The organism is Geobacillus sp. G4 (assembly GCF_040327975.1).
Taxonomy (GTDB): domain Bacteria; phylum Bacillota; class Bacilli; order Bacillales; family Anoxybacillaceae; genus Geobacillus; species Geobacillus thermoleovorans.
Genome location: NZ_JBEPJY010000001.1, coordinates 55,578 through 76,683 on the forward strand (window position 1 = coordinate 55,578; position 21,106 = coordinate 76,683).

Here is a 21,106-nt window from a genome sequence, read left to right on the forward strand (position 1 = left end):
ACAATATTTCGCGACAAAAATCTTTTCATTACGCAAATTTTCTTCCTTGCCGAGGCGCAGACAGCCAGTAGTAATCGACAAAATCGGCGTCGACCGCCAAAAACGTCGGCGAAAGCCGAGCGAGCGCCCGGCCGATGTCCGCGGCAAGCGGCGCGCTGTCAGCGACAAGAAGCAAGCGGCGCTTTTGCACGACAAGCAACGCTTCCTCGCCGGCGTCGTTTTGCAAAACAAACATATTGCGCTCCAAATTTTTGCCGACGCGGCCGGCAAAATATTGCTTTAAGCCAAGTTCCAGGCGCGAAAATGACAGCCGTTCGGTGATAAATTCGACTTGCTTGCGGCAAATCGCCTTCAGCGGCGCTTTCGCGTATTGATGCTCACGAAGCAGTTCGACAATTTTTTCTGCCCGATGGCGGTAATGCGACGCCACATCGTCATTCAACAAATAAATCCAATAGCGGACCATGCCCCATCCCTCATTTCTGTTCATCTATTTTCTATTATAGAAAAGGAAAGGGGAAAAATATGTCTATTAACGGCAAGTTTTTTCACTAACATTGTCGATTTTTGTTTGCGGTGGCCATGCGGCCGCAAACAGGCCAACACGTCATGAACAAGCTTTTGCCCTCGATTCAACCCCGAAAATACTTGACCAAGGCGCAGCCATCTTTCACAAAAACAAGCTGCCCCTGCAACAACGCAAGGGCAGCTTTCCCGGTTACTTGCCGAGCAGCGCTTTTGTGCGGCGGACGACGTTGTCAACCGTAAAGCCATACTCGGCCATGATTTTCTCTCCCGGAGCGGAAGCACCGAATCGGTCGATGGCCAAAATGTCGCCCTCGGCGCCGACGTAGCGCTCCCAACCGAGCGACGCGCCCATTTCAATGGCGAGCCGCTTCGTCACGGCCGGCGGAAGCACTTCATCGCGGTACGATTTTGGCTGCGCTTCGAAGCGGTCCCACGATGGCATGCTGATGACGGAGACATGGATGCCCTCAGCGGCGAGCGCTTCTTGCGCTTTGACGGCCAGACCGACTTCCGAGCCAGTCGCCAACAACAGCGCCTCCGGAGCGCCGTTTTTCGCCGGTGAAACGACGTACGCACCTTTTTTCACGCCTTCATACGCCAACTCAGCTGTTGCCGCCAACGTCGGCACATCTTGACGCGTCAAGACGAGCGCAGTCGGCTTGTCCGTCGATTCGAGCGCCAGCCGCCATGCTGCCGCCGTTTCGTTTGCGTCAGCCGGACGGATGACCGACAAGTTCGGCATCGCCCGAAGCGAAGCGAGATGTTCGATCGGCTCGTGCGTCGGCCCGTCTTCGCCGACGGCGATGCTGTCGTGCGTCAAGACGTAGATGACCGGCAAGCCCATCAGCGCCGCCAAGCGGATCGCCGGACGCAAATAGTCAGAGAACACGAAGAACGTGCCGCCGAACACTTTCAACCCGCCGTGAAGCGCCATGCCGTTCAGCGCCGCCCCCATGGCAAACTCGCGCACGCCAAACCAAATGTTGCGCCCTTCGTAGCTGTCCGGCAAGAAGTTGCCGCCGCCTTTGATGAGCGTTTTATTCGAGCTTGCCAAGTCCGCCGAACCGCCAAACAATTGCGGCACCGCTTTGGCGATGGCGTTGATCACTTCCCCGGACGATGAGCGGGTCGCCAGGCTTTTGCCCGCTTCATACACCGGCAGCGCCGCCTCCCAGCCATCCGGAAGCTTCCCTTCAATCGCCCGCTTCAGCTCGGCGGCCAGCTCCGGATGCGCCCGTTCGTACGCGGCGAACTGTTCGTTCCATTCCGCTTCTTTTTTCGCACCGGCCTCTTGCACCGTTTCTCGGAAATGGGCATATACTTCTTCCGGTACATAAAAATCTTCAGCAAACGTCCAGCGGTACGCTTCCTTCGTCAGCTTCGCCTCTTGGGCGCCGAGCGGAGCGCCGTGGACGCCGGACGTGCCCGCTTTATTTGGCGCGCCGTAGCCAATCGTCGTTTTTACTTCAATGAGCGTCGGCCGGCTGAGGTCCGCCCGCGCCTCCTCGAGCGCTTTGGCGATTTCTTCAATATTGTTGCCGTCCTCAACGCGCAAATATTGCCAGCCGTACGCTTGGAAACGTTGGGCGACGTTTTCCGAGAACGACAGGTTGAGCTCCCCGTCCAGCGAAATGTCGTTCGAGTCATACAGGACGATCAGACGGCCGAGCTTCAAGTGGCCGGCGAGTGACGCAGCTTCGCTCGCCACTCCTTCCATCAAATCGCCGTCGCCGCAAATGGCGTACGTATAATGATTGATGATCTCAAACCCGTCGCGGTTGTATGTAGCAGCCAAATGCCGTTCCGCCATGGCCATGCCGACCGCCATCGCAATCCCTTGGCCGAGCGGGCCGGTCGTCGCTTCCACGCCCGGCGTATGGCCGTATTCCGGATGGCCCGGCGTTTTGCTTCCCCATTGACGGAATTGTTTCAAATCATCCATCGATACGTCGTAGCCGCTTAAATGAAGCAAGCTGTACAATAACATCGACCCGTGCCCGGCTGACAAGACAAACCGGTCGCGGTTGAACCAGTTTGGATTCGCCGGGTTATGATTCATAAATTTCGTCCAAAGCGTGTACGCCATCGGCGCCGCGCCCATCGGCATGCCCGGGTGCCCGGATTTCGCTTTTTCGATCGCGTCAATCGACAGCGTTCGAATCGTCGTAATCGCCAACTCCTCGATTGAATGCGCCATCGTCTTCCTCCCTTTCATCAACATGGTGTCATTTACTATCATATAGAAAATCAGATTCCTTGTACAACGTTTATTTCCTCCTTCGGGACAAACGAGACGCCGTCTGTTTTTTCGCGGCTTAATGGAAGCGCCGCCGCTGGCTTTCCTTTAATTTTTTCGGCGTCACGTCGTTGCCGTTCGGGTCAATGACGGTCACTGTATGGAGCATATCGGTCATCGCCTTGCGGAACGCTTGAATGTACTCACGGCGCAGCTTCGCTTGCTCGAAAGCCTCTTCGGCCGACAAGCCGGCCGTTTTCGCTTTTTTCGCCAGTTCATTGATGCGGGCTAATTTATGTTTGGCAAGCATTGATCATCTTCTCCTATCTGCCATATTCTCACTCTGTTTTATCTTATCTGATCAACCGGGAAGATGGCAACGATGGCATCTTGGTTTCCTTTGCCCGCTCGCCGCTTTAGGGCCAGGCGCAGTACACGATCAACGCCGCCTTTGTTGCTCGTCCATATATTCCTGGTAACGCCGATGGACGGTCGCCTTGGACACCTCGTAGCCGAAGCTTCGCATCGTCGCGGCGATATCGGCAAACGTCAGTCCGCGCTCGCGCAAGCGGACGATCTCCTCAACCGGCAGATCGATTCGATCGCGCCCGGCGTTTTCGCCCCGGCGCCTTAGGTTCCGCTCCGGTCGGTAGCCGCTGGCGATGGCTCGCTGCATGCCACGCTTAATTTTGGCGTTATGTATTTTTCTTTGGTACTCCTCGACAATAGCGATGATGGATAACACCATCTCATCGGCCTCCGACAGCGGCATCTCCCCGCGGTGGCTGGCGCTGTATATTTTCACCCCTTGCTTTTTCAAGCAATGCAGCACCGCCATGCGCGCATGGCCGCGCCCAAGCCGCGTTTCATCTTGAATGAGCAGCACATCGACCTCGCCTTCCTCGCAAAGCGAAAGCAGCTCCAACACGCCGTCGCGGTCGGCTTCATAACCGCTCGCCTGCTCGGCGATCACTTTCACGACTTCAAATCCACACTCGGCCGCCAGCTGCTCGAGCTCATCTCGTTGCCTCGCGAGCGACGTTTCCTGTTCAGCTTTGTCCGTGCTGACGCGGCAGTAAATGACCGCCCTCATGGCCAATCCCTTCTTTCCATCACTGATTGACGGCCACCGAGCCGCCCTGCTTTGATTTTAACACAGGAATGACAATTTGTTCACCGGCGGCAAGACGCGGGCTCGGCAAATGGTTGACATCGACGACCCAGCGGATGAACTCATCAGGCGGCATATGGTGTTCCTGTTCGTACTGTTTTGCCAGCCCCCAAAGCGTATCGCCGGGAGCGACCGTGATCGTCACGTATTCTTTTTTATCGACCGGGCTGCTGGCGTAAACGAACCCTGCCAACACGAGCGCAAACAAAAATGAAAACAAAACATAGTGCAGCAACGTTTTCCTCATTCCCTCCCACCCTTTCTAGAATGTTTGTTCGCTTTCCTTCATTATAGCCAGGAACATTTGTTTGTGTCAATAAAAAACTCGAACCTATGTTTGTTTTTTCGTCTTCCGCATGGTATAATGAAGGCAAATGATGTGGCGAGAGGTGTGAAACAATGACGAAACTGTCAAAACGACAACAGCAAATTTTAGAGTTTATTAAACAGGAAGTAAAAACAAAAGGCTATCCTCCATCGGTGCGGGAAATTGGGGAAGCGGTTGGACTGGCGTCAAGTTCGACGGTCCACGGGCATCTCGCGCGCCTAGAAAGCAAAGGGTACATCCGCCGCGACCCGACAAAGCCGCGCGCCATTGAAATTTTGGACAACGATATGGCCAAGGAGAGAGAAAAAGAGGAGATCATCTCGGTGCCGATCATCGGCAAGGTGACGGCCGGCCAACCGATTACAGCGGTGGAAAACATCGAAGGCTACTTTCCGCTGCCGAAGCGGCTCGCCGCCGGTGAAGAGCAGCTGTTTATGCTTGAGGTGATGGGCGACAGCATGATCGAAGCCGGCATTCTCGACGGCGACTACGTCATCGTCCGCCAGCAGTCATCGGCCAACAACGGCGACATCGTCGTCGCCATGACGGAAGACAACGAGGCGACGGTGAAGCGGTTTTTCAAGGAAAAAGACCACATCCGCCTGCAGCCGGAAAACGCCCATCTTGAGCCGATCATCGTCCGCGACTGCACGATTCTCGGCAAAGTGATCGGCGTCTATCGCCTGTTCGACTGACTCGTGCCGGCCTGCGCCCATAAAAAAGCTGCCCCGTTTTTTTCAGGGCAGCTTTTTTATGAATCAGTAGAGTTCCATATATTGGTCCAATTCCCATTGATGAACCGTTGTCCGATACATATCCCACTCAATTTCTTTCGCTTCGACGAAATGCTCGAATAAATGTTTGCCGAGCGCGTGAATCATCACTTCATCGGACTTCAAGTTTTCCAACGCTTCATGCAGCGTTGCCGGCAAATCGACAATGCCTTCTTCGAGCCGTTCTTCTTTCGTCATGACGTAAATGTTTCGATCCACTGGCGCCGGAGGAGTGAGCTTGTTGCGAATGCCGTCAAGCCCAGCGGCTAAAAGCACCGCCATGGCCAAGTATGGGTTGGCCGACGGGTCGACGCTGCGCACCTCAATGCGCGTGCTCATGCCGCGCGAAGCTGGAATGCGGATGAGCGGGCTGCGGTTGCGCGCCGACCAAGCGACGTAGCACGGCGCTTCATAGCCCGGAACAAGCCGTTTGTACGAGTTGACGGTCGGGTTCGTCACCGCCGTAAAGTTCGGCGCATGCTTCAGCACACCGGCGATAAACTGCCGCGCCGTATCGCTCAACTGCAAGTCGCCGTTCGGATCGAAAAAGGCGTTTTCACCGTTGCGGAACAGCGACAGGTTGCAATGCATTCCTGAACCGTTGATCCCAAAAATCGGCTTCGGCATAAAGGTCGCATGCAATCCGTGTTTGCGGGCGATCGTTTTGACGACGAGCTTAAACGTTTGAATGTCGTCGCACGCTTTTACGGCATCAGCGTATTTAAAATCGATCTCATGCTGGCCCGGAGCGACTTCATGATGGGACGCTTCGATTTCAAACCCCATTTCCTCAAGCTCGAGCACAATGTCGCGCCGGCAGTTTTCCCCAAGATCGGTCGGCGCCAAATCGAAATAGCCGCCGCGATCGTTCAGCTCCATCGTCGGGTGTCCTTTTTCGTCAAGCTTGAAGAGGAAGAATTCCGGCTCAGCTCCTAAGTTAAAGGCGTTGAAGCCAAGCGCCTCCATCTCTTTCAGCATCCGCTTCAAGTTATAGCGCGGACAGCCTTCAAACGGCGTGCCGTCCGGGTTGTAAATGTCGCAGATAAAGCGGGCGACTTTTCCTTTTTCTGAAGTCCACGGGAAAATGACGAACGTATCCAAGTCCGGATACAAATACATATCCGACTCTTCGATGCGGACAAATCCTTCGATCGACGACCCGTCAAACATAATTTTGTTGTTAAGCGCTTTCTCCAGCTGGCTGATCGGAATTTCGACGTTTTTGATCGTGCCCAAAATATCGGTGAATTGCAGGCGGATGTACTTGACATTTTCCTCTTTGACGATGTGTAGAATGTCGTCACGCGTATATTTTGCCATGTCCAAACTCCTCCCCGGCTCGGAAATCATTTTCCGTCATTAATGAAAGAAGCGAGCGAGATCTCCTTGGCGAAGCGATGCGCGCTGGAACCGCCCGGCCTGCAGCAATTCATTCCGCAAAATTTCGCGCAGTTCTTCGTCCGACAGCTTCGGTTTTCCTACTTTTTCGACTTTCTCCGCCTGCTGGTGGCGTCCTTCCTCCCGCGCGGCAAAAATTTGCTTAATGCCCGCCAAGTTGACGCCTTGGTCGATCAAATCTTTAATTTCCAGCAAGCGGTCAATGTCATTGAGCGAAAACAGCCTCCGGTTGCCTTCAGTGCGCGCTGGCGAAACGAGGCCGTGCTCTTCATAATAGCGGATTTGCCGAGCCGACAAGTCGGTCAGCTGCATCACAATCCCAATCGGAAACAATGGCATGGAACGACGAATTTGGCTGCTCATGCCAATTCCTCCTCGCTTTTGATACCTTTATTTTACCATAATGTTAGGAAATGAGTCAATGAAACGTGATGTTTCCTCACAAACAAATCAACCGCTGTTCAAGCAAACGCTGAATGGCGGAACAGACGGCGATTTTCACATGCGAATACGTCAATCCGCCTTGCACATACGCGACATATGGGGGGCGCAACGGCCCGTCGGCCGTCAACTCAATGCTTGCCCCTTGGACGAACGTGCCGGCGGCCATGATCACTTTGTCTTCATAGCCGGGCATGTCGCTCGGATACGGAGTGAAATGAGCGTTGACCGGGGAGGAAGCCTGAATCGCTTGGCAAAACGCCACCATTTGTTCCGGATCGTCAAAACGGACGGACTGAACCAAATCCGTGCGCTTCGCCTTCCACGATGGCGAGGTTTTTAGTCCGATCCGCTCGAGCATCGCCGCCGTAAAAACCGCCCCCTTGAGCGCCTGACCCACGGTGTGCGGCGCAAGGAAAAAGCCTTGATACATATCCGGCAAGCTGTAAAGCGACGGACCGACTTCCGCTCCAATGCCCGGCGAGGTCATCCGATAGGCGCACGCCTCCACATATTCCCGCTTGCCGACAATGTAGCCGCCCGTTTTCGCCAAGCCCCCTCCCGGGTTTTTAATGAGCGAGCCGGCCATCAAATCGGCGCCGACATGGCATGGCTCTTTCTCCTCGACGAATTCTCCGTAGCAATTGTCGACAAACACGACGACATCCGGTTTGATCGACTTGACGAATGCAATCATGTCGCCGATCTCTTCGACAGTAAACGACGGCCGGTCCGCATAGCCGCGCGAACGTTGAATGCCGATCATTTTCGTCCGCTCATGGATCGCTTCGCGAACGGCCGGAAAATCGACCATCCCTTCTGCTGTGAGCGGCACACTGCGATAACGAATGCCAAACTCTTTCAGCGAGCCGACGCCGCGGCCGCGGACGCCGACGATTTCCTCAAGCGTATCGTACGGAGCGCCCGTGATGTAAAGCAACTCATCGCCCGGGCGCAACACGCCAAACAGCGCGATCGCAATCGCGTGCGTGCCGGAAATGATTTGCGGGCGCACAAGCCCCGCTTCCGCTCCAAACACATCAGCGAAAATGCGATCGAGCGTATCGCGGCCCGCATCGTCATACCCATAACCGGTTGACGGAATGAAGTGGGCGTCGCTCACTTGATGGCGACGGAAGCTCTCAAGCACGCGGTATTGGTTGACGTCGACCAGTTCATCGATGCGGCGGTGAATCGGCGCGATTTGTGCTTCGATTTCCTCGATGAGAAGAGCGATGGTTTCTCCGTGTCTCCATTGTGTCCAAAACATAGATGAACCCTTTCTACCGTTGGAATGATTGCAGCTCCCCATACAAGGGGTGCGTCGGCAGCACGTACCCTTGGCAGTCGTACGTGCCTCCCTGTTCATTATAATGCCATTCGTGCAAAATGGTGTCCGATTTTAACCGAGCGAGCAATTTTCCTTCACCGCTTGGGATCGACACGTCGTAACGGGCCATTTGCTGTTTCACCGCCTCTTCAAGAAAATAGCGGAGCCGGTCAATGTCGGCGGCGGAAAGCGCGCTGATCATGATGGAAGCAGTCGTTGTCGGAATGAATTCCGACGCTTTTTGATCGCTTTTATTGTACACCGTGACCATCGGAATGGAAGAAGCCCCTAATTCAGCAAGCAGCCGCGACACCGTTCGCTCGTGCGCAACGTAATCCGGATGAGACGAATCGACGACGTGAAGCAATAGATCGGCTTCCGTCACTTCCTCGAGCGTCGAGCGGAACGCGGCGACAAGCGTCGTCGGCAAGTCTTGAATGAACCCGACCGTATCGGTGACAAGCACCGTGTAGCCGCATGGCAAGACACATTTGCGCGTCAACGGGTCGAGCGTGGCAAACAACAAGTTTTCTTCCAACGAATCGGCGGCGGTCAGCCGATTGAAAATCGTTGATTTGCCGGCGTTTGTATAGCCGACGAGCGCCACTTGAAACGCTTGGTTTTTTTGCCGGCGCTCGCGGTAGCGCCCTCGATGCTCAGCAATGCGCACAAGCTCAGCTTTAATGTCGTCAATGCGGCGGCGAATATGGCGGCGGTCGGTCTCGAGCTTCGTCTCCCCCGGGCCGCGCGTGCCGATGCCGCCGCCCAAGCGGGATAGCGCCTCTCCTTGACCGCTAAGGCGCGGCAACATATACTCCAGCTGGGCGAGCTCGACTTGCAGCTTTCCTTCTTTTGAGCGGGCGCGTCTTGCAAAAATGTCTAAAATGAGCTGCGTCCGGTCAATCACTTTCACCTCGCCAAGCATTTTCGTCAAATTGCGCGCTTGGCTTGGAGAGAGCTCGCTGTTGAAAATAACCACGTCCGGTTCCAGCTGCTTGACTATGGCGGCGAGCTCTTCCGTTTTTCCTTTGCCGATATACGTCGCCGGGTGCGGCGCTTCACGTTTTTGCGTCAACTCTGCCACAACCTCGCCGTTCGCCGTCGCAACGAGCGAAGCGAGCTCCTCCATCGAATAGCGAAACCGTTCATCATCGACACCAGCGAGCTGGCAGCCGACAAGGATCGCTTGTTCACGGCTCATGGCATCCCCCTTCCTTTCCCTCGCGGCGAACATGTTCTCTACGTTCATGATACCAAATCCCACCGTCGGTCTGCTAGTTCGTTCCAAAAAAACGATTGATTTTCCGCCGCTTTTGCCCCTACAATGATACAAGAACACCGCACGGAAAGGAACAGCACGAATGACGTGGGAAGTATTGAGCATCATCGGCACGATCGCCTTTGCCATTAGCGGGGCGATTGTCGCGATGGAAGAGGAGTACGATTTGCTTGGGGTGTACATTTTAGGGATTGTCACCGCTTTTGGCGGCGGGGCGGTGCGCAATTTGCTGATCGGGGTTCCCGTGTCGGCGTTATGGGAACAGCAGCCGCTCTTTCTTGTCGCTTTGGCGGCCATGACAGTTGTGTATTTGTTCCCAAAGCAAATGCTGCCGCCGTGGAAGCGGTGGGGCAACTTTTTTGACGCCCTTGGGCTGTCCGCGTTCGCCATCCAAGGAGCGCTGTATGCCGTCAACATGGATCATCCGTTAAGCGCGGTCATCGTCGCCGCGGTGTTGACCGGAAGCGGCGGCGGCATTATCCGTGACGTGTTGGCGGGAAGAAAGCCGCTCGTGTTGCGCGCAGAAATTTATGCCGCCTGGGCCATTCTCGCCGGCCTCGCCGTTGGGCTGAAATGGGCCGAATCGCCCATGGAGCTGTATGTGCTGTTGATTGTCGTCGCCGCTTTGCGCGTTTTGTCATACACGTACGGCTGGAAGCTGCCGCGGCGGGCGGTCGGAGAAAAAGCGGGCGAGCAATGATCAAACGGCAAAAGCAACAACTACTCATTGATTTATACGAAAAGATAGACTTTTGTATAAATCGTCCCATTCCGTTTGACAGCCGTTGTATGGCTCCTCTCTGCCCCTGCCTCTTGGTACGAAGGAAGCGAAAAGAAGCAAAACCGTAAGCACGGAAGCGAAGGCGCCCAACGCGGACTCCTCGCTTTTGGTTTGCTGACGCCTTCCTTACGCGCTTTGCTCGCTTCGCACCGCCACGGCCACGCCGGCAGCAATGAGCGCCCCGCCGAGCCAAAACGAGACATCGAGTTGCTCTTGTAAAAACAGCCGGCCAAAGAGCGAGCCGACGAGCGGCTGGAAAAAGAAAAAGAGCGAGCCGACGCCGGCATCGATCATTTCCATCCCTTTGTTCCAAAGAAAAAATGCTCCCGCTGTCGATACAACGCCAAGATACAACACCCCAAGGGCGACGGGAACACTCCAATGGCTCGCAGCAAGCCCCGGCCCTTCGGCGAGCATCATCGGCGTCATGCCAATGAGTGCCACAAAAATGGCATACGTGGTGATCGAAAACACGGACAAGCGGGCCGAAGCGATTTTCACGAGCACCGACAACAGCGCCCAAGTGACCGCCGCGCCGACTAAGCAAACGTTGCCAAGAAACGTTGATTCTTCTCCGCCTCCTAAGCCGACGATGACGATGACGCCGAATGTCGCCAATAGGAGCGCGCCAAGCTTCCGCCATGTGAGCGCCTCACCAATCAGCCAGCGGGCAAACAAAACGACAAACGCCGGCGTCGAGGCGGTGATGAGCGAAGCGGTATGGGCGTTCGACCATTTCGTGCCGACAAACTGCAAGGAAATGGAAACGACGTAGCCGATGATCCCGACCGTGATAATCATTCCCCAGTCACGCCCGTTCTTTGGGGGGCGCTCGCGTTTCGCCACGGCGACGGCGCCCAGCACGATCAAGGCGACGGCGTAGCGCAGCCAGACGAGCGTAAACGGCGGAATGTAGTCCAACACGTATTTGCTCACCACATACATCCCGCCCCAAATGCCAGCGGCAAGGGATAAATAGAAGGAAGCGAGAAAGGCTTGCTTCATGACATCGATCCCCTTTGCTTTCTTCTTTCTGCTGCTGACACCAAAAGCGAAGCCGTTATTTCCAGAGATGGCAGCCAAACAAGGTTGTTCTCCATCAGCTACACATCGCTTTCTTCCGGAGGAAACACGGGGGCGAGCGAAACCGTCAAATCCGGTTGCCAAAAAGAAACCAACTCATCGCTTGGCCCGAAAACCGCTCGCTGTTGAAATCGTCCATCTTGCCAGCTGAGCACTTCGATCGTTCGATTGCTGGGGTCTACAATCCAATATTCATGCACACCATATTTTTCGTATAAATAGTATTTCTGGTTTCGATCACGCAAGGCGGTGCTTGGTGACAGCACTTCCACAACGAGATCGGGAGCCCCTTTCATTCGCCGATTCCCGATTTGCTCAACCCGACAAACAACTGATAAATCCGGCTGAACAACCGTTTTCGCCATCCGTTCTGGCTCCTCAGGATCAAGCTGAACATCAAACGGGGCAAGAATGACATGACAGCCACGCGCCTGAAAATACGAAGCCAATGCAAGGTGCAGTTGTCCGACCACATACTGGTGCTCAAACGACGGAGACGCCAATAAATAGGGAACACCATCGATCAGTTCCCAATTTCCTTCCCAATTTTCAATGTCGCGATACGTGTAAAACGGCTTCTCCTTCTGCACTGCGCTTCCCCTTTCACTTGCTTTTCTTTCATCTTATCACATCGCTCCAGTTCCGTCTCATATTTTTATTTTCTCGTCATGACAGATAAAACAGCGGCCGCCACCGCTGTCGAGTGTGTGTCAAACAAATGTTTTTTCCACGCGTTGCTCTTACTCCCGCTCGATGATCGTGGCCGTCGCCATCCCGTGGCCGATGCAAATCGTCAATAGCCCATAGCGGCCGCCGCGCCGTTCAAGTTCATGAACAAGCGACGTCATGAGCTTCGCACCGGTGGCGCCGAGCGGATGGCCAAGCGCAATGGCACCGCCGTTGACATTCACCTTCTCAAGCGGAGCGCCGATTTCTTTTTGCCAGGCGAGCACGACCGGGGCGAACGCTTCGTTGATTTCAATGAGGTCGATGTCATCGATCGAGAGGCCGGCTTTTTTCAGCACTTGCCTCGTCGCCGGAATGACGCCATCGAGCATATACGTCGGGTCGGAGCCGACGACCGTTTGCGCGACAATGCGCGCTTTCGGCTTCAGTCCGAACCGCCTCGCCGCCTCCCGTTCCATCAAAAGCACAGCGGCCGCCCCGTCGCTCATTTGGCTCGCATTGCCAGCGGTGATGAGACCGTCTTCTTGAAACACCGGCTTGAGCGCGGCGAGCGCTTCCGGCGATGTATCGGCCCGCGGCCCTTCATCATCGGTGACAAGGATTTCGCGGCCATCGCGGTCAAGCCCTTTCACCGGGACGATTTCCGCGCGAAACTTCCCTTCGCGCAAGGCCGCCAAGGCGCGTTGATGGCTTTCGTACGCGTAGGCGTCAAGCTCCTCGCGCGTTAGGCCGTATTTTTTGGCGATCCGCTCAGCCGAGACGCCTTGGTGGATGAATTCGTATTTTTCATGCAGCGACGGCGGAATCGTCCGCTCGTTGCCATCGCTTAAAATCGGCACTTTCGTCATGCTTTCGACCCCGGCGGCGATCGTGACATCCATATCGCCGGAGCGGATTTCCTGGGCGGCGAAATGAATCGCCTGCTGCCCCGAGCCGCACATTCGGTTGATTTGCACTGCCGGCACTTCGATCGGGAATCCGGCCTCAAGCGCCGCCAGCCGGCCGATGTTGTACCCTTGTTCGGCGACCGGCGTCACGCAGCCCATGACGATGTCTTCCACCGCCCCTTTGTCCATGCCGGCCCGGCGCACGACTTCATCGAGCACCACCGCGGCCAAATGGACCGGATGAACGTCCCGGAAGACGCCGTTCCGCTTGCCGACCGGCGTCCTGACCGCTTCGACAATGACCGCTTCACGCACCATGCAACTTCCTCCTTTTGCTCTACTTTCGTGATTTCTTCGTTGCCTTGCCTATTCGGGCGCTTCCGCACGGGCGAAAGCGGGCGCTCTTTAAGCGCTTGTTGGCGCGCGGCATCAGATGGACGGCGAGCGCTGCTCAATACGTGTAAAACCCTTTCCCCGTCTTCCGCCCTAAATGCCCGGCTTCAACGAGCTTGCGCAAAAGCTGCGGCGCCCGGAACCGGTCGCCGTATGCTTCCGTCATGTTTTCACTCACAAACAAGAGCGTATCAAGCCCGACCATGTCGGCCAGCTCCAGCGGCCCCATCGGATAATTGAGGCCAAGCCGCACCGCTTTGTCGATATCCTCAGCGGAAGCAACTCCTTCTTCGTACATGCGGATGCATTCAATCATATGGGCGGCAAGCGCCCGTGTCGTCACAAACCCTTGCCGGTCTTTCACGACGACCGTTTCTTTGCCAAGCTCCACAGACAGCCGACGGATGGCGTCGACTGTGTCGTCGGAAGTCGTCTCACCTTTCACAATTTCGATCAACTTCATCACTGGCGCCGGATTGAACCAATGCATGCCGATGACGTTCTCCGGCCGGTTGGTCGCGGCGGCAAGCGCCGTGACGCTCAGCTCGGATGTGTTGGTCGCTAAAATGGCGTCCGGCTTCGCCAATTGATCGAGCTGCTGAAACACGTCTTTTTTCAGCGCCAAGTTTTCCGGCACGGCTTCGATGACGACATCCGCCCCGCGCACCGCTTCGGCCAAATCGACGGTCGAGCGGATGCGCCCGAGCGCCGCTCGCGCTTCCGGCTCGGACAGCCCGCCGGTTTTGACAAAGCGGCGCAAGCTTTTTTCCGCCGAAGCGAGCCCATTTTGCAAGGCCGCTTCGGACACGTCATATAAATACACCGTTTTTCCCGCCATCGCCGCCGTTTGCGCGATGCCGCTTCCCATCACCCCGGCGCCGATGACCGCAATCGTTTCTGCCACGGTGTCCGCCTCCTTTACTCCTTCGCCGCATCGGCATAGCGCGCTGCCATCTCATCGCGCAGTTTCCGCTTCAAAAACTTGCCGACGCTCGTTTTCGGAATTTCATCGAGAAACACAATGTCATCCGGCAGCCACCATTTTGTAAATTGCGGGCGCAAAAAGTCGTACAGCTCTTCTTTTGTCACGCTTTTGCCTTCTTTCAGCACGACGCAGGCAATCGGGCGCTCTTGCCATTTCGGATGCGGCACAGCGACGACCGCCGCTTCGAACACCGCCTCATGGGCCATGAGCGCATTCTCCAAATCAACCGATGAAATCCATTCGCCGCCGCTTTTAATGACATCCTTCGTCCGGTCGACAATTTTCACAAACCCTTCTTCGTCCACGGTGACGACATCGCCGGTATGCAGCCAGCCATCGCGAAATGCTTCGTTCGTTCTCTCATCGTTGTAGTATTCGGCAGCAATCCACGGCCCGCGCAAGCAAAGCTCGCCCATTTCCTGCCCGTCCCAACGAACCGGCCCGTTTTGGCCGATCACTTTCATCTCAAGCCCTGGAGCAAGCAGCCCTTGCTTGGCGCGAATGTCCAGTTTCTCCTCGTACGACAGCCCGTCTTGATAGCTTTTCGGGCGTGAGACAAGCACAAGCGGGCTCGTTTCCGTCATGCCGTACGCGTGAATGAACGGAATGCCGTATTTTTCTTCAAACGCATGGATGATCCCTTTCGGCGCGGCTGAACCGCCGCAAATGACACGCGTCAGGCTGCTGACGTCATAGTTTCCTTTCTCCAACTCTTGCAACAGCCCGAGCCAAATCGTCGGCACGCCGGCGGTGATCGTCACCCGTTCGGAGTCAATCAGCTCGGCAAGCACTTTCGGCGTAAACGCCGGTCCCGGCATAACGATCGTCGAACCGAACCAAGTGGCGGCAAACGGCAGCCCCCACGCGTTGACATGGAACATCGGTACGACCGGCATGACGACATCGCGCTCGCACAGCCCTTGCGTATCAGCCAGCCCTAACGCCATCGCGTGCAAAACGGTGCTGCGGTGGGTATACACAACTCCTTTTGGATTTCCCGTTGTCGCCGACGTATAACACATACCAGCCGGTTGGTATTCATCGAGGTCTTTCAAGAACGGAAATGTTGGATCGCCCTCGGCAAGCAGTTTCTCGTAATGGTACACTGGTGACAACGTTGTTTCCGGCAGCTCGTCGGCATCGGTCATGACGATGAAAGCGCGTACGTTCGGGATCTCGTCCTTGATCGCTTCAATTGCCGGCAGCAAATCATCATCGATCAGCAGCACACGGTCATCGGCGTGGTTGATGATGTAAGAGATATGCTGCGGCGAGAGGCGGATGTTGATCGTATGGAGCACAGCCCCGATGCCGGGAATGGCAAAATACGCTTCCAAATGGCGGTGATGGTTCCAAGCGAACGTGCCAACGCGGTCGCCGACTTCCACCCCGAGCCGCTTCAACACGCTTGACAGCCTGCGCGTCCGCTCGCCGATCTCCTTGTATGTATGGCGGACGACGCCTTCTTTCATGCGCGAAACGACTTGCTTTTTTGGGAAAAACAACTCCGCCCGCTCAAGCATCATGGAAATGTTTAACGGTGTTTTCATCATCGGTCATTCCTCCCCCTTTACCAAATGCGCATGTTCATTGACTTTAGGCGGCTCCCCGCCGCCCCATTGGCCGTCCGGCCCATGTGCGGCCGTCCATGCGCCGCCCGGCTGCAGCCGAACGAGATGGCGGAGCCGGCTGTCAGCAAACAGCGCCTTCGCCTCACCCGTCTCCAGCACCGGGGCAAGGCAGACGTCGACCGCTTCGGCGAACGCGCTCCACTCATCCAATGTCTTTTCACGGAACAAGGCGGCGAGCTCGTCATATACGGCTTCCCCCGATCGCGCCGGCGCCCATTGCGCCTCCGTCCATTCCGGATGGCCGACCGCCTCGCAAAACCGCTGCCAAAAGTGCGGCTCGAGCGCCGCTAAACTCATATAACGGCCGTCTTTTGTCTCATACAGCTGGTAGCACACCACCTCCCCAGACAACTCGGAAAGACCGGTCTTCGGCCCACCGCCGTGTTCAATGGCAAAATGGCCAGCCATCATCGCTGCCAAGCCATCGACAAGCGAAACATCAAGATGGGCGCCTTTGCCGGTTCGCTCGCGTGCAAAGAGGGCAGCCAAAATGCGCTCGGCCGCCGCCATGCCGCCGATAAAATCGGCAAGCGTGATCTTCGGATGAACCGGGCGGCCGCGTTCATCGGCCAGCTGCGCAAGCAAGCCGGAGAGCGCCATATAGTTTAAATCATGGCTGCCAAGCAATGAGCGGCTGCTCTGTTGACCGAAGCCGCTGATCGAGCAATAGATGATTTGTTCGTTCATGCGGCACATATCGTCATAACCGAGCCCAAGCCGCGCCATCACCCCGGGGCGGAAGCTTTCGATCACTACATCGGCGCGGGCGGCGAGCCGCCGGGCTTGCTCGCGACCCGCGTCCGTTTTTAAATCCAACCCGATGCTTTTTTTGCCGGCGTTATAGGCGGCAAACAACCGGCCCTCGGCGAACGGGCGCAGCCGATCGCCGGATGGGGGCTCAATTTTGATGACTTCTGCTCCGAGCTGGGCGAGCCGCCAGCTGGCAAATGGGCCCGGCAAGTAATGGGAAAAATCAACGACTACAATGCCACGAAGCATATCTTTCCCTCTCTCTACAAATCTAGCTGCCGGGCGATGATTGTTTTCATCATCTCGTTCGTCCCAGCGTAAATGGCGCTTACGGGAATGTCGCGATAGCGCCGGGCGATCTCATATTCTTCCATATAACCATAACCGCCGTGCAGCTGCATCGCCTCGGCCGCGACACGTTTTGCCATCTCGGTAATCCACCATTTCGCCATCGACACTTCCGTGACGATCTGTTTTCCCGCCATATGCTCTTCAATGACGCGGTCGACAAACGTGCGGCCAAGGGCGATTTCCGTCGCCATCTCGGCAAGGCGGAACTGGACGGTCTGAAACTCGCTCACCCGTTTGCCGAACGCCGTGCGCTGTTTGACATATTGCTTCGTCAAGGAAAACATCACTTCCGCCGCCGTTTGTGCGGCAATGGCGACAACGAGCCGCTCCTGCTGGAGCTTTTCCATCAAATAGTAAAAACCTTTTCCTTCCTCGCCGAGCAAATTATATGCCGGCACTTTCGCATCTTGGAAAAACAGTTCGGCGGTATCTTGGGCGTGCAGCCCGACTTTCTCGAGCTTCCGACCGCGCGTAAACCCCGGCGTATCCCGCTCCACGACGAGCAGGCTGATGCCGCGGTGCGGCGGCTTTGCCTGCGGGTCGGTTTTGCAGGCGACGACGATCAAGTCGGCATGAATGCCGTTCGTGATAAACGTTTTTTGTCCGTTGACGATGTAGTAGTCACCGTCTTTTACTGCCGTTGTCGAAATGTTGGCCAAATCCGAACCCGCCCCCGGCTCGGTCATGGCGATCGCCGTGATGAGCTCGCCGGTGACGCATTTTGGCAGCCATTTTTGTTTTTGCTCCTCGGTTCCGTACGATGCGATATACGGCGTGACGATGTCGTTGTGCAGGCCGATGCCGACGAGGCTCGATCCGACTTTTTCCAGTTCTTCATTGATGACGACTGAGTAGGCAAAATCGGCGTTTAGACCCCCATACTTCTCATCGACCCACGGGCAAAGAAAGCCGTTCTCGCCCATCTTCGCCCAAAACGAACGCGGAATGATGCCGCGCTTCTCCCAATCGTTATAATGCGGGTACGCTTCTTTTTCCAAAAACTTGCGAAACGCCGCGCGGAACATATGGTGCTCCTCACGCAAATAGCGAGCCGTCACCCGTTCATCCCTCTCTTCTGTTCGGTCACTTTTTCTCTGTTCCGCCCGTCGCCTGTTTTTTCAGCTGTTCGCGCAGCAAAAACTTTTGGATTTTCCCGCTCGCGTTGCGCGGCAGGGCATCGATGAAATAGTAGGCGCGCGGACGTTTGTACGGAGCGAGGCGGTCGCTCGTTTTGCAAAACTGCTCGAGCTCATCGGCGGTCAGGAGGTCATCTTTTTTGACCACGAAGGCGACGACTTTTTCGCCCCACAACTCATCCGGCTCACCGAGCACAGCGACATCGAGCACTTTCGGATGCTCGTACAACACGTCCTCGACTTCGCGCGGATAGACGTTTTCCCCGCCGCTGATCACCATGTCATCGACCCGGTCGGCGACATACAAGTAGCCGTCTTCATCAAGGTAACCGAGGTCGCCGGAATGATACCAACCTTTGTACAACGCTTTTTCCGTCGCTTCCTCGCGCTTGTAGTAGCCAGCCATCATGCACGGCCCGCGCATCACAATTTCACCGACTTCATATGGCGGCAGCACATCGTCTGGGTCGGACGGCCCGTCTTCACGCGCACGGACGACGCGGATCTCATGGTTCAGGCAGGCGCGTCCAGCGGAACCGGCTTTTTTCAGCTGCTCGTCTTCCAACAAAAACGTCACCGCCGGCCCCATTTCCGTCATGCCGTACGCTTGAATCAGCTCGATGCCGAGTTGCTCTTGGCATTGCCTGACAAGCGCTGGAGCCATCGGAGCGGCGCCGTATAGGCCGAGGCGAAGCGAAGATAAATCGTAACCGCTTACATTCTCCTGCGAGATCATGTTCCACATCGTCGGGGCTCCAAACATGATCGTAATCCGCTCCCGTTCGATCGTTTCAAGCACGAGCTTGGCGTCAAAATGGTGCAAAATGACGCTCGCCGCTCCGGCATGCACGCGCGGCAGCAAGCAGCAATGCAGCTCGGCGCAATGGAACAGCGGCGCTGCCGCCAGCCCGCGATCCGTCTCGCGGATGCGCATGACGCCATGGCAAATGACGCTTTGCTCGATCATGTCGCGGTGACGGTGCATCACTCCTTTTGGACGCCCAGTTGTGCCGCTTGTATACATAATGGCATAAAGATCGCTCTCATCCACATGAACACGCGGCGCTTCCCCTAGGGCCCGCGCGGCCTGCTCGTGAGCGTTTTTGGCAAACGGCGGCGGATCGCGGTCGATCGACCAAAATGACACGTGCGGGAAACGGCTGTGAATCGCGGCAAGTTCCGGTTCCACCGCCCGTTCAAACAGCACGATTTTCGGCTCGGCGTCCGTCAAAATATAGGCGATTTCTTCCGCCCTCAGCCGAAAGTTGATCGGATTGAACACCGCGCCGATTTTGGCGCAGGCAAACAAGGCGGTCGCGAGCTCAAGCGTATTGTACAGCACCGTCGAAACGCGATCTCCTTTGCGGACGCCCGCTTCCAAAAACGCGTTCGCCCACCGGTTCACTTCCCTCTCCCATTCGGCGTACGTATAGCGGCGTCCGGTCGCCGCGTCGACGACCGCCTCCCGGTTTGGAAACTTTCGCACTGTCTGGGAAAACATCTCCCCAATCGTCATGTACAAGCGCCTTTCCCCCTTTTCTCCGAATGGACGCAGGGCGTGCAGATCCACTAGACAGATAATTCAGATAAATAGGTGTATGATGCCCCCGCTGTTTATGTATTCGCTCTTTTTGATCGCATTCCTCTTTTTTGCGGCACAAAAAAGAAAGGAAGACCTCTTTCTTTCGACAAGAAAAAGAAAGAGGAGCCTCCTTGGCTTTTTTATCATCTCGCGCCGAGAAGACCCCCACTTCCACGCGTGAGCGTAGGTGGGAGAGCGTTCAAGCATGAATCACTAAATCGCGGTCACGGATCGTCATCAGCTCTTTTTTGTCGTAGCGCCCTTCATGAAGAAGGCGGACCGCCTGCTTGCGGATCGCTTTTTCGATTAAGTTGCGCACATAGCGGCCGTTGCTGAACTTGAGGCGGCCGGTCGCTTCCAGCGTCCCTTCGAGATGAATGTACAGTTTCCGCTCCGCTTCCGGCGTCATTTCATACTCGCGTTCGCGCAGCATTTGCTTGGCGATTTGCACAAGCTCCTCGACCGTGTAATCGGGAAACTCGATCGTGAGAGGAAATCGCGACGGCAAGCCAGGATTTAACGACAAAAAATAGTCCATTTCTTTCGGATAGCCGGCCAAAATCACGACTAGGTCGTCGCAATAGTCTTCCATTCCTTTGACAAGCGTATCAATCGCTTCTTTACCGAAATCTTTTTCCCCGCCGCGGGCGAGCGAATACGCTTCATCGATGAACAAAATTCCGCCGCGCGCTTTTTTGATCAAATCGCGCGTTTTGCTCGCCGTATGCCCGATGTACTCTCCGACCAAATCGGCCCGCTCCGCCTCGATGAAATGCCCTTTGGACAGCACGTTCATCTCAAAAAACAGCTTGCCGAGCAAGCGCGCCACCGTCGTTTTGCCGGTGCCGGGATTGCCTTTGAAAATCATATGGAGCGCCTGGCGGTTGGCCTTTAAGCCGTTCTCCTTGCGCAGCCGGTTGATGTACAGCCAGGCGTAAATTTCCTTGATGATTTTTTTGACATGATCAAGGCCGATCAGCTGATCAAGCTCCTTTTGAATATTGCGGAGCGCCTGATGCTCTTCGCCATCGAGCCAGTCGTTTCTCTCTTCTTTCACTAAATGGTTTACCGTTTTGGAGTTCAACACGATGTTGATTTGCCCTTTCGCCTTGTTCATCGTCAATTCTGACAAGGGGCGTCACCTCGCTTCCCGTTTTCTGCCATCCGCACCCGTTCCGACTTGGCTTTTGACGCCTTGCCTTTTCGTTACTAGTATACGTACGCCACCGCCGATCCGTGACAATCGCCCAAACGAACAGCGGGTCGGCTATAGCGGAAAAAGTTTGTATATGTTTATTCACAAAAGCGGCGGTTTACGCATCTGAATTCACCTCGTCCCTCACTTCCCTTCGGGTG

General features: G+C 55.8%; 20 protein-coding genes. 2 read left to right on the forward strand and 18 right to left on the reverse strand.

Features of this window, described 5'->3' with window-relative positions:
• Positions 1 to 28: 28 nt before the first annotated feature.
• From sirA to yneA, 5 genes are all read right to left on the reverse strand, one after another.
• Positions 29 to 466 (reverse strand): sporulation inhibitor of replication protein SirA, encoded by a 438-nt coding sequence (gene sirA, locus ABS784_RS00275; protein WP_011230832.1) that lies wholly within the window; start codon positions 464 to 466, stop codon positions 29 to 31.
• A 252-nt stretch (positions 467 to 718) separates the two neighbouring features.
• A complete protein-coding gene (gene tkt / locus ABS784_RS00280) occupies positions 719 to 2,725 on the reverse strand; it encodes a transketolase (protein WP_023634179.1) in 2,007 nt (668 codons plus the stop codon).
• A 118-nt stretch (positions 2,726 to 2,843) separates the two neighbouring features.
• Positions 2,844 to 3,074, reverse strand: coding sequence for a DUF896 domain-containing protein (locus ABS784_RS00285; RefSeq protein WP_013145682.1), 231 nt, complete (start codon positions 3,072 to 3,074; stop codon positions 2,844 to 2,846).
• A gap of 129 nt (positions 3,075 to 3,203) precedes the next feature.
• The gene (locus ABS784_RS00290) at positions 3,204 to 3,857 is read right to left on the reverse strand and encodes a YneB family resolvase-like protein (protein ID WP_011230829.1); all 654 of its coding nucleotides are present in this window, start codon (positions 3,855 to 3,857) and stop codon (positions 3,204 to 3,206) included.
• A gap of 19 nt (positions 3,858 to 3,876) precedes the next feature.
• On the reverse strand, positions 3,877 to 4,182 hold the full coding sequence (gene yneA, locus ABS784_RS00295; RefSeq protein ID WP_011230828.1) for a cell division suppressor protein YneA: 306 nt from the start codon (positions 4,180 to 4,182) through the stop codon (positions 3,877 to 3,879).
• A 152-nt stretch (positions 4,183 to 4,334) separates the two neighbouring features.
• Between yneA and lexA the strand changes: the two genes are divergently transcribed.
• Positions 4,335 to 4,958: a transcriptional repressor LexA gene (gene lexA / locus ABS784_RS00300; RefSeq protein ID WP_011230827.1), complete on the forward strand. Its 624-nt coding sequence runs from the start codon at positions 4,335 to 4,337 to the stop codon at positions 4,956 to 4,958.
• A 63-nt stretch (positions 4,959 to 5,021) separates the two neighbouring features.
• Here lexA and glnA read toward each other — a convergent pair whose 3' ends face one another.
• The 4 genes from glnA to hflX all read right to left on the reverse strand — a co-directional run bounded on the left by glnA (position 5,022) and on the right by hflX (position 9,406).
• Positions 5,022 to 6,356 (reverse strand): type I glutamate--ammonia ligase, encoded by a 1,335-nt coding sequence (gene glnA / locus ABS784_RS00305; protein WP_011230826.1) that lies wholly within the window; start codon positions 6,354 to 6,356, stop codon positions 5,022 to 5,024.
• A 39-nt stretch (positions 6,357 to 6,395) separates the two neighbouring features.
• Positions 6,396 to 6,797: a MerR family transcriptional regulator gene (locus ABS784_RS00310; protein WP_011230825.1), complete on the reverse strand. Its 402-nt coding sequence runs from the start codon at positions 6,795 to 6,797 to the stop codon at positions 6,396 to 6,398.
• Between the two features lie 76 nt (positions 6,798 to 6,873).
• Positions 6,874 to 8,145 carry a methionine gamma-lyase family protein gene (locus ABS784_RS00315; RefSeq protein WP_011230824.1) on the reverse strand — a complete coding sequence of 424 codons (1,272 nt, stop codon included), beginning with the start codon at positions 8,143 to 8,145 and terminating at the stop codon, positions 6,874 to 6,876.
• Between the two features lie 13 nt (positions 8,146 to 8,158).
• Positions 8,159 to 9,406: a GTPase HflX gene (gene hflX, locus ABS784_RS00320; RefSeq protein WP_014195508.1), complete on the reverse strand. Its 1,248-nt coding sequence runs from the start codon at positions 9,404 to 9,406 to the stop codon at positions 8,159 to 8,161.
• A gap of 160 nt (positions 9,407 to 9,566) precedes the next feature.
• Between hflX and ABS784_RS00325 the strand changes: the two genes are divergently transcribed.
• A complete protein-coding gene (locus tag ABS784_RS00325; RefSeq protein ID WP_011230822.1) occupies positions 9,567 to 10,184 on the forward strand; it encodes a trimeric intracellular cation channel family protein in 618 nt (205 codons plus the stop codon).
• A 207-nt stretch (positions 10,185 to 10,391) separates the two neighbouring features.
• Here ABS784_RS00325 and ABS784_RS00330 read toward each other — a convergent pair whose 3' ends face one another.
• The 9 genes from ABS784_RS00330 to spoVK all read right to left on the reverse strand — a co-directional run bounded on the left by ABS784_RS00330 (position 10,392) and on the right by spoVK (position 20,882).
• Entirely contained in the window at positions 10,392 to 11,270 is an 879-nt protein-coding gene (locus ABS784_RS00330) for a DMT family transporter (RefSeq protein ID WP_011230821.1), read from the reverse strand.
• Positions 11,271 to 11,368: 98 nt separating this feature from the next.
• The gene (locus tag ABS784_RS00335; protein WP_011230820.1) at positions 11,369 to 11,938 is read right to left on the reverse strand and encodes a Uma2 family endonuclease; all 570 of its coding nucleotides are present in this window, start codon (positions 11,936 to 11,938) and stop codon (positions 11,369 to 11,371) included.
• 150 nt (positions 11,939 to 12,088) lie between these two features.
• Positions 12,089 to 13,240 (reverse strand): thiolase family protein, encoded by a 1,152-nt coding sequence (locus tag ABS784_RS00340; RefSeq protein ID WP_173426828.1) that lies wholly within the window; start codon positions 13,238 to 13,240, stop codon positions 12,089 to 12,091.
• 133 nt (positions 13,241 to 13,373) lie between these two features.
• Entirely contained in the window at positions 13,374 to 14,219 is an 846-nt protein-coding gene (locus ABS784_RS00345) for a 3-hydroxyacyl-CoA dehydrogenase family protein (RefSeq protein WP_014195501.1), read from the reverse strand.
• A 14-nt stretch (positions 14,220 to 14,233) separates the two neighbouring features.
• Entirely contained in the window at positions 14,234 to 15,853 is a 1,620-nt protein-coding gene (locus tag ABS784_RS00350; protein ID WP_062898540.1) for a long-chain fatty acid--CoA ligase, read from the reverse strand.
• A 3-nt stretch (positions 15,854 to 15,856) separates the two neighbouring features.
• The gene (locus ABS784_RS00355) at positions 15,857 to 16,930 is read right to left on the reverse strand and encodes a CaiB/BaiF CoA transferase family protein (RefSeq protein ID WP_011230816.1); all 1,074 of its coding nucleotides are present in this window, start codon (positions 16,928 to 16,930) and stop codon (positions 15,857 to 15,859) included.
• A 14-nt stretch (positions 16,931 to 16,944) separates the two neighbouring features.
• A complete protein-coding gene (locus tag ABS784_RS00360) occupies positions 16,945 to 18,090 on the reverse strand; it encodes an acyl-CoA dehydrogenase family protein (RefSeq protein WP_011230815.1) in 1,146 nt (381 codons plus the stop codon).
• A gap of 25 nt (positions 18,091 to 18,115) precedes the next feature.
• Positions 18,116 to 19,690, reverse strand: a complete 1,575-nt coding sequence (locus tag ABS784_RS00365) for a fatty acid--CoA ligase (protein WP_352511082.1) — start codon at positions 19,688 to 19,690, stop codon at positions 18,116 to 18,118.
• A 259-nt stretch (positions 19,691 to 19,949) separates the two neighbouring features.
• On the reverse strand, positions 19,950 to 20,882 hold the full coding sequence (gene spoVK / locus ABS784_RS00370) for a stage V sporulation protein K (RefSeq protein WP_011230813.1): 933 nt from the start codon (positions 20,880 to 20,882) through the stop codon (positions 19,950 to 19,952).
• Positions 20,883 to 21,106: the final 224 nt, after the last annotated feature.